Source organism: Roseimarinus sediminis (assembly GCF_050433125.1).
Taxonomy (GTDB): Bacteria; Bacteroidota; Bacteroidia; order Bacteroidales; family Prolixibacteraceae; genus Roseimarinus; species Roseimarinus sediminis.
On record NZ_JBNPXV010000010.1, the window covers coordinates 52,528 to 65,033 of the forward strand.

The following is a 12,506-nucleotide window of genomic DNA, read 5'->3' on the forward strand; positions in this document are numbered from 1 at the left end:
TGTTATGTACGAAAATCCTGACCTAGCAGCATCCAACTTTGTAAAAGGGGTAGATACCGCCTTCGTTATCACCTTTGCAATTTCATTCTTTTTCCTGATTGCCATTACGGCAACCATGATTTACTTTCTGTTTCGTTACAATAAGAAGAAAAATCCAAAGGCAACCCAGATTAAAGGCAGTACCAAATTGGAGATTATCTGGACCGTAATTCCGCTTATTCTTGTTTTGCTCATGTTTTACTATGGCTGGGCCGGCTGGAATCCCATGCGTACGGCTCCCAAAGATGCCTTCGTGATTACTGCCGAAGCCCGGATGTGGAATTTCAATTTCATCTATCCCAATGGTAAACGGGAGAAAGACCTGATCATCCCCATAAATCAGCCCATCAAACTCGACCTGGTTGCACTCGACGTAATCCACAGTCTTTACATCCCTGCTTTCAGGGTAAAAGAAGACATGGTTCCCGGGCGGGAAAAAATGATGTGGTTTACGGCTCAACAGATTGGTGAATACGATTTGTTCTGTGCCGAATACTGCGGTCTGAATCACTCCTACATGCTATCGACCGTAAAAGTACTAAGCGACAGCGCCTTTCAAAGCTGGTACGTCGATACCACCCAGGTGGCAGCTTCGGCTTCAGGCGCCGATCCGGCCCAGGCCGGCTACGACCTGATGCAGCAAACCGGTTGTTTTGCCTGTCACTCGGTCGACGGCAGTAAACTGGTCGGCCCCAGTTACAAAGGTCTTTTTGGATCAACCCGAACCGTACTCACTCCCAGTGGCGAGAAAGAAGTGACTGCCGATGAGGAATACATCCACCGTTCAATTTATTATCCCAATGCCGAAATTGTTGACGGCTTTAACCGGGGCTTAATGCTTCCATACAAAGACCAGCTTTCGAACGACGACATTGACCTGATGATAGAATACCTGAAAACCTTAAGCAACTGATTTTGAAAAACGATCATAACATAACATTCAGGCAGAAGTGGAAAGCCCTGCTCATTCTGACCAAATTTAAGGTTTCGATTGCTGTTATGCTTTCGGCCTTTGCCGGTTATGTACTTTATAGTACACACATCGAATGGGAATTGTTTGCCTTCTCACTGGGTCTGCTTTTGATCATTGCTGCCTCGTCGGCCATCAATCATATTCAGGAACGCAAATACGACCGGCTGATGCCGCGCACGGCCAACAGACCATTGCCTTCGGGTACGCTGAGTCTCAACGAGGCGCTGCTGGCTACCCTGCTGCTTACCCTGACAGGATCGGTCCTGTTGCTTTTCCTCTTCCCGGTTGAGGTGTGGCTGGCCAGCCTGCTGGCTGCTTTTTGGTACAACGGAATTTATACCCCGCTGAAACGGAAAACTTCGTATGCCATTATTCCCGGTTCTATGGTTGGTGCCATTCCTCCATTTATAGGGTACATGGCTGCCGGAGGCTTTCCCTTCGATCGGCAGGTGGTGGTCCTGGCCGTCTTCTTTTTTATCGGACAGATACCTCACTTTTGGTTATTAATGAAGAAATACCACGTCGACTACCAAAAAGCCGGCTATCCGGTAATCAACGAAAAAATGAATGAACAGCAAATCAACCGGATGATTACCACCTGGATGACTGCCGGAATCGCTTCAGCCCTGCTGGTATCGCTGGCCGTACCCTTTTCACGTGCTGCCAGTTTCATCATCATGGCTTATTGTCTTTATTTCATTTTTATTATTGGAAAAGATCTCATCCGAAAAACAGAGTTGCAATTTGGAAAAAACTTTCTGATGCTCAACATGATGTACCTACTGGTCATGCTGATTATCATAGTCGATTTCACCATATAAACCAAAGATCATGAAAAACATTTCTTTAATCATTATTGGCATTTTACTCGGAGCCATTGCCGTTCTGCTCATTAAACCCAAGGCGCCGGGTAGTGAATATTTTACCGAAAAGGAATCGAAATATTCATTTGAGGAAACAGTGGCCCAGCTTGAAGCCACAGTAGCTGAAACCAGCGGATGGAAAATTCTGCACACCTACGACCTGCAAAAATCGATGGAAAAAAATGGTTACAAGGTTTTACAGGCAAAAGTTTTTTCACTTTGTAATCCTGAATACGCTTCAAAAATTCTGTTCAGTAATCAGGAACGGGTTGTAAGCAGTATGATGCCCTGTCGTGTTTCGGTATATGTAAAGCAAAACGGTAAAACCTATATCTCCACCATGAACTCGGCCGACATGGCAGCGCGGATGGGTGGACTGGTTGAGGAAGTAATGAGCAAAGCCGATGCCGATATGGCACGCATCATCAATGATCTTTTAAAAGAATAATCATGAAACAATTAGCTATGGTATTGTTTGCACTGTTCGTATTGGCGGCTTGCAACAACAAATCAAAAAGCAATACAGAAGTACTTTCTGCTGCACCCGACACACTGCAGACCATATTGCATGTCGAAGGCATGACCTGCGATCACTGTGAAATGACAGTACAAGGCAGTGTTGCCGGTTTGGCAGGTCTTGTAAGCATCGAAGCCAACCATGTCGATTCATCAACCGTGGTGAAGTACGATGCCTCACAGCTTAGTCTGAAACAAATTACCGAAGCCATCGAGAAAAAAGGATACAAGGTAGTCGGCGAAAAGTAAACATACGTTGAATTGCGCGGCAAAAAAGCTGGCTGTTGTATTTCCAGCCACGCGCTATACAAAAAAATTAAATCATTCATTGCATGGCCGTTGGGGTGTACCTGTTTTTATATATATGGCATCCCTGACGGCTCTTGTTTTATGTATACCGGTGAAAGTAGAAATAACACTGAATGACAAGTGACTACTAACAGAAAGGGGCACGAAGTTTCCCCCGTACCCCCACATGTTTGGCGTGATCCCGGCGGGGCTCGAACCCACAACCTGCGGCTTAGAAGGCCGCTGCTCTATCCAGTTGAGCTACAGGACCGCTGTACAATACTTTCTGGTATTGCTTTTCAATGCGGCTGCAAATATAAAAAATCAAAGCTTAAAAAAAGAGCTTTGGTTCAAGAAAGTCCCATTTTTATACCGAACGCTTTCGTTTTCTCCGGGTATTATGATAAACAATTTCCATGGCTTTTAGTATGGCCAGATTGATAGGAAACAACATAGCGCCATATTGATTGTCAATGGCCCTTAATTTCATGTAGTAATCGGAATAAACCGGTGCCAGCTTCTGCAAATTCAAATCAAATTGTTCCTGATCGGCAATCTGGCTTTTCAAAATAGTGCAAGCACTGTACGATTTGCGCCCGGTTTTTAAAACGGATGCTCCATTTCCAAATAAACGGCATACAACACCACGATGAGCATATTCACTGCATCTGCCATTGCTTTCAAGTGTTTCGCCCTCAACCAAAAAACACCGTTGTTGCTGAAGCCCTTTCAAATCCCAATACCGGTCGTCGAGCGTCCCGTTGAGATACAACTTATAGGCAAATGGTAAAAACTCAAGAGGCGATGCACTCACATTTTTACCATGGCAACAACGTGCACATCCTGAAGGGCATTGCACTTTTGTTGCATCCAGAAACCTTTTACCGGCCTTATCAATCTGTGCATAAATACGCTCCACTGCACGAACGTTCTTTTCTATCTGCATAAACTCTTTTATAATATCTTTTGAATGCTCAAAAAATCCGGGCAAATATACGTGATAAAGCCATAAATGATTCCATTTAAATACTATTTAATTTAAAACACAAACAACTACTAAGCAGACGATTGACAATACAAATCATTTTCCTCCTCCCCAATGGCCCGTCGAACCGTTTTTTAAACGCCTGACAAGGCCGGCAAGTAAGGCTAAATGCTATATTCGGAAGGTGGAAAAGAAAAAAATCCGGACTACAGGCCCGGATTTATCATTGAGATGATCAAGAAATCACATCAGAAAAATACTATTCTTCTTACACTGATCAACCATTTCGTCGGGCCAGATGGAAGCCTGAACTTCTCCTATGTGCGCCTTGCGCAGGAAATACATACACAAGCGCGACTGACCAATTCCTCCTCCAAACGACAGGGGCAGTTCATCGTTGAGCAGCATGCTGTGGAAAAGCAGCGATTTGCGGTCCATGGCATCTTCCTTTTCAAGCTGCTTTAGCAAGGCTGTTTTGTCGACCCTGATTCCCATTGAAGAAATTTCGAAAGAACGCTCTAAAATCGGATTCCAGATCACGATATCACCATTCAATCCTTTTAAACCATTACCGGTTTCTGTAATCCAGTCATCATAATCAGGAGCCCGTCCGTCGTGTTTCATTCCATTCGAAAGTTCTGCTCCAATTCCAATTATGAAAATGGCCCCAAAGCGTTTTGATGCTTCATTCTCCCGTTCAAAAGGTGTTTTATCGGGATACATTTGAAGCAATTCTTCGGTGTGAATGAAAGTAATTTCGTCGGGCAACTGTGGCAGCAGTAAAGGGTACTCCTCATAAATCTGGAATTCGGTACGTTTAAGCACCCCGTAAAGCCTGCGAACTACCTGCTTCAAGAACTCCAGATTGCGCTGCCCGGCTGTCATAACCACTTCCCAGTCCCATTGATCAACATAAAGTGAATGTATGTTGGTCAGCTCTTCATCGGCTCTGATGGCATTCATGTCGGTATACAATCCATAGCCTGCCGGGACCTCCAGCTTCCCGAGGGTCATGCGCTTCCATTTTGCCAGCGAATGAACCACCTCAGCCACCTGACCATCCATTTCCTTGATAGGAAAGTTAACAGCCCTTTCGGTACCGTTCAAATCATCGTTAATACCTGTTCCCCGCAGTACAAATAAGGGGGCAGTTACCCGTCGTAACTTCATTTCGGCCGACAAGTTGGCCTGAAAATAATCTTTTACCAGCTTAATCGCCTTCTCGGTTTGAACCGGATCGAGTAGTGGCTGGTAATTGTCAGGAATTTGTAATTTCATATAATATCTCTAAATTGTTGCTGTAAAAAATGTTGAATCATTTTAGTTAGTGCAACATTGAACAAAAAACTTCCTCATTCGCAATCTTGCATTATTTTTAAATTAATTACAACACAAAGTTAAAGATTATGGGCAAAAAGCTTTCATTTTATCAGTAAAATTGCCTAATAAATATCAAAAAACCACAACAACTCAACCTTATGAACATACGATTTCGTTGGTCCTATAAAGCAAAAATCCTGGCAACCTTGCTTTCCGTTACAGGTTTTATTTTTATTTCAATTCTTGTTTTTTACTTTTTAAATTTTCAGAAGGTCGTGTACAACGATGCGACCCGAATGGTCAATGCCAATGCTCGTGAAAACGCCAATCAAATTGCAGGTGAATTCAATACCGACATCGGGGTATGCCGCTCACTGGCCAATGTAATTGCCTCTGTTGAAGGCTATCACAGTTCGGAGCGCTGGCCCGAATACGTCGATCAGCTGAAAATGATCGACCGTCGGTCGGAAGGTTATCTGAATGTTTGGACCAGCTTTGAGCTATCATCCTTTCGAAAAGGGTACACAAAAGACCATGGACGCAGGGTACTCAATGTATATACAAGCAAGCAGCAACAACACGTAAACGATTATTTTAAAAATCTCGAAGGCGATGATATTGGCAGCAGCTACCATAAAATCAAGCTGTCGAAACAAGAAGCAGTGATTGAACCCTACTTGTTTTCATTAACGGGAAACAAGGAAGACGAACAGCTGGTAACCAGTATTTGTGTTCCCATTTTGAACAACAGCAATAAATACATCGGCCTGGCCGGAATCGACATTGGTCTTGACCGTTACAAAAAGCTAACCGAAGCCATTAAACCGTATGCTGAAAGCTATGCTTTCATGATTGCTTACGATGGTACAGTGATAACCCATCCCGACACCAGCATCATTAACCAATCCTTCATCGATGCTTATCCCGGCATTGAGGAAGCCTATAACTTAATCGCTCAATTTCAGGCTGGCGATCCGGTATCGTTCAGGCACAGTTCCGAACAAGGTGATTATTACTATTCTTTCGCTCCCATTGTTATTGGTGATACCGAGACTCCCTGGACCCTCGCTACCGTGACACCAGCCAGGGTCATTTTCTCTGAATCGCGGGCCATACTCTGGCAAACCATAATACTGGGCTTACTGGGAGCACTGGTTTTCTCACTTGTAACCTGGCTCATTGTAAACCGGTTAACCCGAAACATCAAACAATTTACCCTTTTTGCCAACCGGGTCAACGAGGGAGAATTAACCGCCTCGCTCGACATCGAGCGCAACGACGAAGTAGGCATGCTGGCCGATGCACTGCGCCGCATGGCAGCCTCATTACGAGAAATAGTCAATCAGCTGAAAATAAGCTCTGCCAATATTAGCGAAGCAAGCGAACTACTCAACACCAATTCGCAGTCGATCTCCTACAGCGCCAGTAAGCAGGCTGCCGAGGTAGAAGAGATTTCCTCGGCACTTGAACAAATGGTCACCTTTATTGAACAAAATGCTCAAAACTCGAAAACAACCGAAGAAATAGCCCTTTTATCAAAAGAGCTGGTGAATCAGAGCAGCGTGGCATCCAATAAGGCATCCAAAAGTATCCTCGAAATTACAAGCAAAAACAAACTCATTTCCGACATTGCTTTTCAAACCAACATCTTATCACTCAACGCTGCCGTCGAAGCAGCCCGTGCAGGTGATGCCGGCCGTGGTTTCAGTGTGGTGGCTAGTGAAGTACGCAAACTGGCAGAGCGAAGCAAAATAGCAGCCGAAGAAATCGCCAAATTATCCGATGTGATGGTCAATGATTCGGGCCAGGCCGAACAATCGCTCAATTCGGTACTGCCTGAAATTGCAAAAACCACCAACCTGGTTCAGGACATTTCGGTGTCGAGTAAGGAACAGGCGGAAGGTGTCAGGCAAATCAACATGTCAATCAGAGAACTGAACGACATCACCCAGGACAATGCCTCATCGGCCGAAAACCTGGCAGCCAGCGCCGAAGAGTTATCGGCTCAGGCCCGGCAACTCGAAGAGTTGATTGGTGCCTTTAAATCGTAAAACAAAAAAGAGGGCTGATCCCTCTTTTTTTTATCACTTGATTGGTACCTGCCGTTTAAATTCAAGTTCCAGCGACATGAACGTTTCAGTACGTGCTATGCCGTCAATCTTCTGAAATTCTTCATCGATAATCTGTTTCAGATGCTTGTTGGTCTTGGTCATTATTTTGACAAAAATGGCGTACTGTCCGGTGGTATAGTGACATTCTACAATCTCCGGAATTTTCTTTAGCGCTTCAACAACCTGCTGGTGAAACGAAGCTTTTTCGAGATGAATGCCCATGTATGCACAAGTGTTATAGCCCATTTTCTCAGGACTCACAATGAACTCCGAGCCGGTAACCACCCCCATATTCAACAGACGCTGAACCCTTTGATGAATGGCAGCCCCTGATACGCCACATTCCCTGGCTACTTCAAGAAACGGAATGCGTGCATTCCGCGTAATTAATGATAATATTTTCTGATCGAGTTCATCGATATGCAATTGGTTTAATTTTTCCACACTCATCATCATCTAATTTGTAATTTGAAATCGTAAGCTAAATGTACAAAAAAACTACAGATAATAAATATTGCTGCGGAAATCATCAGCAATATTTTCAGATTAAAAGAAAAAATAAGCTTGAACCAATAAGTTAGGCACTTGTTTCTACTGCATCATTGCGTCAATTCAAAGTTTAGGATTTAAAACATTCAGGGTTTATCAAATAATTGGTTAATTTGTAAAAAAATAATCGAATGGAATTTTCACTCAACAAGAAATCATCCAGCTATCGGAAGATTGAAAAATACGATGAAAAGATAACCGATGATTTATCAGCTCATTATCAGTCGATCATTGAATTACTGGGAGAAGATCCGGCACGCGAGGGTCTCGAGAAAACACCGCTAAGAGTTGCCAAAGCCATGCAGTTTTTACTTCAGGGCTATGAAATGAACCCGGAACAAATCCTGCGTTCTGCCATGTTCAAGGAAGACTACCGGCAAATGGTAGTGGTAAAAGACATTGAACTGTTTTCGATGTGCGAACACCACATGCTTCCTTTTATCGGAAAGGCACATGTGGCCTACATCCCCAATGGCTACATTACCGGCCTCAGCAAGGTGGCCCGTGTGGTCGAAGCTTACTCAAGGCGTTTACAGGTGCAGGAACGGCTTACCACACAAATCAAACAATGCATCGACGAAACCCTGCACCCCCTGGGAGTGGCAGTAGTCATCGAAGCCCAGCATCTATGCATGCAAATGCGCGGCGTGCAGAAACAACATTCGGTAACGACCACCTCCGACTTCACAGGTGCCTTTAACCGGGTAGCCACCCGTGAAGAATTTCTGAAAATTATTGGAACCAATTTACACTAAACAAACACATTCCCATCTTCAATGAGCATCCTCATCAAAAAGGTTCAGCTGAACAATCAGACCAAAGACATTTACATTGCCGGTAACACCATTCAGCACATTGGCGAACAGCTCGATCTGAAAGCCGATCGGATTATCGACGGTAAGGACAAGGCAGCTGTACCAGGGTTGGTAAACGGCCACACCCATGCAGCCATGTCGCTCATGCGGGGTTATGCCGACGACATGCCGCTGATGCCCTGGCTCGAAGAAAAAATCTGGCCGCTTGAAAAAAAGCTGACCGAGGAAGATGTGTATATTGGAGCTAAACTGGCCTGTCTTGAAATGATCAAAAGCGGGACCACGCTTATGATCGACATGTACCACTTTTTACCGGGAACAGCCCGGGCAGTCGAAGAAATGGGCATCAGAGGAATGCTGACCTTTGCCGGCTTCGATTTTGATCAGGAGGAACTGGCTAAAAAATACATGAAAACGGTCAGTAGCTACTATCAAAACATGGAGCATTTTTCCAAACGCATTCAATTTGCCATGGGCCCTCATGCCATTTACTCGGTTTCCACCAAATTGTTAAAATGGATCAGGGATTTCGCTGCCGATCATGCTTTGAAAATTCAAACCCACCTGGCTGAAACCACACGGGAAACTGAAGATGCCATTAAAAAATTTGGAATGCGCCCGGCACGCTACCTCGAATCAATCGGCTTCCTGGATAGCAATGTCAGCCTGGCCCACGCCATCTACCTTAACAACGAAGATATCGATATACTGGCCGATACCGGCGCACAGGTCGTGCACAATCCGGCATCGAACATGAAGCTGGCCTCGGGCAATCACTTTCGCTTTGCCGATTTTAAAAAAGCAGGCATCCCCGTCAGCATCGGTACCGATGGTGCCTGCTCGGGAAATAATCTCGACATGTTCGAGGCCATGAAATTGGCAGCCCTCATGGGCAAGGTCACCTGGCAGGATCCGACCCTTTGGACTGCCGAGGACACCTTTGCTGCGGCAAGCAGTGTGGCTGAAATACTTACAGGCTTCAAAACAGGCAAAATTGAAGAAGGCTATCTGGCCGACATCAACCTGATCAATTTAAAGTTGCCCGAAATGACGCCCAATTTCAACCTCATCTCCAACCTGGTTTATTCGGCCAGCGGAAACGTGGTGGATACCGTGATTTGTGACGGTAGAATTCTGATGGAAAACCGACATGTTCCCGGCGAAGAAGCCATTCTGGAAGCAGCCTCAAATACTGCCTTCAATTTAATCGGGCGCTGATACCGTAAACGGGATGGAAAACCGAAAAGTACTTCCTTTTCCTTTTTCAGAGTTGATACTGATTTCACCTCCCAATAAGCTTAAAATCCCCCTGGTAATCGAAAGCCCCAGTCCGGTTCCTTCTCTTTGTGCACGTTCATCAAGTTGATTAAAACGCTCAAAAATTGCTTCAAAATTTTCCTTATCAATACCAGATCCGGTATCGCTGACAAAGAAACTGACTGTTTCTTCTTCAGCCTTTTCAATTCCAAAAACAATGCGTCCTCTTTCAGTAAACTTCAGTGCATTGTTGAGCAGGTTGATAAAAACCTGATTCAGCCTGGTTTGATCGGTATACAGCATTAATTCGGCATAGCCCTTACTGGTACTTACAATTTCAATGCTTGTTTTTTGCTTCTTCTTCCTTTCTTCTTTCATGGTTCTTTCAAGCGACCCAAGCAACTGAACCACATCGAAGCGGTTTCGGCTAATCTTCATCTGCTTCGATTCCAATTTTGAAATATCGACAATATCATCGATAATCCGAAGCAGATGACTCCCTCCATTTTCAATCAGGCGGGCATATTTCTGTTGCTCTTCAAACCCGAGTTCACCGGAAGCCAGAATGTATGAGAATCCCAGAATTGAGTTCAACGGGGTTCTGATTTCATGACTCATATTGGCCAGAAAAGCCGATTTCAGCTGGTCGCTTTCCATGGCTTTTTCCATGGCTTGCTTTAGCTCCGAATTGATTTGCCTGATTTCGTCCAGACGCCGGTGTAGCTCTTTATTCAAGGCACTCAAAGCATCATATTGTCGGGCAATCTGTTTGTTTTGCTCTACAATGGAGCGTCTTGCCATAACCCGTTCGTGTACATCCCTCACAATCCCAATCATGACCAATGGCTGGTTTGCTTCATTATATTTCACCGTGCGCCCATGTTCATTCACCCAGCGCCATTCTCCTTCCCTACTTCTCATCCGGTATTCACAATAAAACGAATCGGCTTTTTCTTTAAAATAAGCCTCCATCTTCTCATGAATCATCTTCAGATCATTAGGATGAATCAAAGCATGAAAAGCATCAATTGAATCAGGTAGCGCTTCGGCTGTGTAGGCAAGGCTTTTAAAAAGCTGAGGTGTAAATACAGCCTTTCTGGTCCGGTAATGTACTTCGTAAACCGATGCCTTGTTCACTTCGAGCGATAAATACAGGCGGTCCTGTATATGATGCAGGCGGCGCTCCGCTTTTCTCTTTTTAAGTAGCCCGGAAGCCTTGCTTTTCTTTATTTCTGTCTGCTCATTTTCCAGTGCTGCTTCCCTACCCAAAGCCGGCTTATTTTGTTTTTGAAGAAAGGCAGCCACAATTTTGCTGGCATGGCCCGCCAGCTCACAATCATCATTGCTTAAAAATCCATCATATTCAATTCCTCCGTTTGCCTTATCACCAAATGAAATTGGCCAATAAGCCCTTGCTTTACCCTCATGCTCATTCACAAAATGAAAGTTCGCTTCACGAAAGTGCCGTTTAAGTAAAGCAAGGTATTGCACCATGAGCATTTCATCATTGCTTTCGAGTAATAAAGCAGACAAATCATTTAAAAACTGATGTTTGAAATTGGCATTCTGCATAAATAATTCAATATAACATGTTCGAATAAGATGAATTCATGCGTCGAACAGGATTAAAAAAGGATCTGAATATACTATTTTTTTAATGCCCAATGAGCGATGTACCAGCTTAAGTTATTCAAAATAATCAACCACCTGTTCGAACATTCCGCACAAACTGCTTCAATTGCAGAGTTTTTACTTTGATGGTCGGCGCATTGTCTCAAAAATTTTACTTTTGCGCATCAAACAAAAACTTGTAATTACGAATGAACTTTCGTTCACCAAGGCCACATAGTAGTAGAAACCATTAAATCAAAAAAAAGAATAAAAATGAAGGCATTTATTTTTCCAGGTCAGGGAGCACAATATCCGGGAATGGGTAACGATTTGTACGAACGTACTGCCATCGGTCGTGAACTTTTCGATCGGGCCAATCAGCTTTTGGGTTTCGACATCACGGAAGTGATGTTTAAAGGAAGCGCCGATGAATTAAAACAAACCAGGGTGACCCAGCCGGCTATTTTTCTCCATTCGGTTATACTTGCAAAATCACTGGGTAAGATTTTTGAACCTCAAATGGTAGCCGGCCACTCGCTGGGCGAGTTTTCGGCACTGGTAGCTGCCGGAGCACTCAGTTTTGAAGACGGTCTGTTGCTGGTTTCAAAAAGAGCGCAAGCCATGCAAAAGGCCTGCGAAATGCAGGAGTCGACCATGGCTGCCATTGTGGGTCTCGACGACGACACGGTTGAATCGGTTTGCAACGAGGTAAGCGGCATTGTGGTGGCAGCCAATTACAACTGTCCCGGCCAGCTGGTCATTTCGGGTGCCGTCGACGCGGTAAATACTGCCTGCGAACTGCTGAAGGAAAAAGGAGCAAAACGCGCCCTTCTTCTGCCTGTTGGCGGTGCATTTCACTCACCCCTGATGGAACCGGCACGCGAAGAACTGGCTGCAGCCATTGCAGCAACCACTTTCAATGAGCCCATATGCCCGGTATTCCAGAATGTGAATGCGCAGCCCAATACCGACCCGTCGGCCATCAGGCAAAACCTGATTGCCCAGCTCACCGGCCCGGTACGCTGGACACAAACCATCGAAAACATGAGCGCTGCCGGAGCCAGCTCCTTTACCGAAGTAGGACCGGGAAAAGTATTACAGGGACTGGTAAAGAAAATTCATCGCGATGCCGTTTGTAATGGCTACGATCAGTTGCCCGAATAAGAAAACAAGCATACA

General features: G+C 44.7%; 12 protein-coding genes and 1 tRNA gene. 8 read left to right on the top strand and 5 right to left on the bottom strand.

Annotation, left to right across the window (positions count from 1 at the left end; all coding sequences use genetic code 11):
- Positions 1-4: 4 nt before the first annotated feature.
- Genes coxB through FHS86_RS13490 form a run of 4 tightly spaced genes read left to right on the top strand, consistent with a single transcriptional unit; the run spans position 5 to position 2,640 of the window.
- On the top strand, positions 5-952 hold the full coding sequence (gene coxB, locus FHS86_RS13475; protein WP_429414561.1) for a cytochrome c oxidase subunit II: 948 nt from the start codon (positions 5-7) through the stop codon (positions 950-952).
- A gap of 2 nt (positions 953-954) precedes the next feature.
- Positions 955-1,833, top strand: coding sequence for a protoheme IX farnesyltransferase (locus tag FHS86_RS13480; RefSeq protein ID WP_429414564.1), 879 nt, complete (start codon positions 955-957; stop codon positions 1,831-1,833).
- 10 nt (positions 1,834-1,843) lie between these two features.
- On the top strand, positions 1,844-2,323 hold the full coding sequence (locus FHS86_RS13485) for a DUF302 domain-containing protein (protein WP_429414567.1): 480 nt from the start codon (positions 1,844-1,846) through the stop codon (positions 2,321-2,323).
- A gap of 2 nt (positions 2,324-2,325) precedes the next feature.
- On the top strand, positions 2,326-2,640 hold the full coding sequence (locus FHS86_RS13490; RefSeq protein ID WP_429414570.1) for a cation transporter: 315 nt from the start codon (positions 2,326-2,328) through the stop codon (positions 2,638-2,640).
- 236 nt (positions 2,641-2,876) lie between these two features.
- On the opposite strand, the gene FHS86_RS13495 is transcribed toward FHS86_RS13490, so the two are convergent.
- From FHS86_RS13495 to asnA, 3 genes are all read right to left on the bottom strand, one after another.
- Positions 2,877-2,950: transfer RNA gene (locus tag FHS86_RS13495), tRNA-Arg, on the bottom strand.
- 96 nt (positions 2,951-3,046) lie between these two features.
- Positions 3,047-3,625, bottom strand: coding sequence for a YkgJ family cysteine cluster protein (locus FHS86_RS13500; RefSeq protein ID WP_429414573.1), 579 nt, complete (start codon positions 3,623-3,625; stop codon positions 3,047-3,049).
- Between the two features lie 282 nt (positions 3,626-3,907).
- Positions 3,908-4,942 carry an aspartate--ammonia ligase gene (asnA, locus tag FHS86_RS13505; protein ID WP_429414575.1) on the bottom strand — a complete coding sequence of 345 codons (1,035 nt, stop codon included), beginning with the start codon at positions 4,940-4,942 and terminating at the stop codon, positions 3,908-3,910.
- 200 nt (positions 4,943-5,142) lie between these two features.
- On the opposite strand from asnA, the gene FHS86_RS13510 reads away from it, so the two are divergent.
- Entirely contained in the window at positions 5,143-7,035 is a 1,893-nt protein-coding gene (locus FHS86_RS13510) for a methyl-accepting chemotaxis protein (RefSeq protein ID WP_429414578.1), read from the top strand.
- A 33-nt stretch (positions 7,036-7,068) separates the two neighbouring features.
- Here the strand turns inward: FHS86_RS13510 and FHS86_RS13515 are convergent, their stop codons facing one another.
- Positions 7,069-7,551, bottom strand: a complete 483-nt coding sequence (locus FHS86_RS13515) for an Lrp/AsnC family transcriptional regulator (RefSeq protein WP_429414580.1) — start codon at positions 7,549-7,551, stop codon at positions 7,069-7,071.
- 224 nt (positions 7,552-7,775) lie between these two features.
- Between FHS86_RS13515 and folE the strand changes: the two genes are divergently transcribed.
- Positions 7,776-8,399 carry a GTP cyclohydrolase I FolE gene (folE, locus tag FHS86_RS13520; protein ID WP_429414583.1) on the top strand — a complete coding sequence of 208 codons (624 nt, stop codon included), beginning with the start codon at positions 7,776-7,778 and terminating at the stop codon, positions 8,397-8,399.
- 21 nt (positions 8,400-8,420) lie between these two features.
- Complete coding sequence (locus tag FHS86_RS13525; protein WP_429414586.1) at positions 8,421-9,677, top strand: amidohydrolase; 1,257 nt, start codon at positions 8,421-8,423, stop codon at positions 9,675-9,677.
- On the opposite strand, the gene FHS86_RS13530 is transcribed toward FHS86_RS13525, so the two are convergent.
- A complete protein-coding gene (locus FHS86_RS13530; protein ID WP_429414589.1) occupies positions 9,663-11,249 on the bottom strand; it encodes a PAS domain-containing sensor histidine kinase in 1,587 nt (528 codons plus the stop codon). The genes FHS86_RS13525 and FHS86_RS13530 overlap by 15 nt on opposite strands.
- 351 nt (positions 11,250-11,600) lie before the next feature.
- Between FHS86_RS13530 and fabD the strand changes: the two genes are divergently transcribed.
- Complete coding sequence (gene fabD, locus FHS86_RS13535) at positions 11,601-12,491, top strand: ACP S-malonyltransferase (protein WP_429414592.1); 891 nt, start codon at positions 11,601-11,603, stop codon at positions 12,489-12,491.
- Positions 12,492-12,506: the final 15 nt, after the last annotated feature.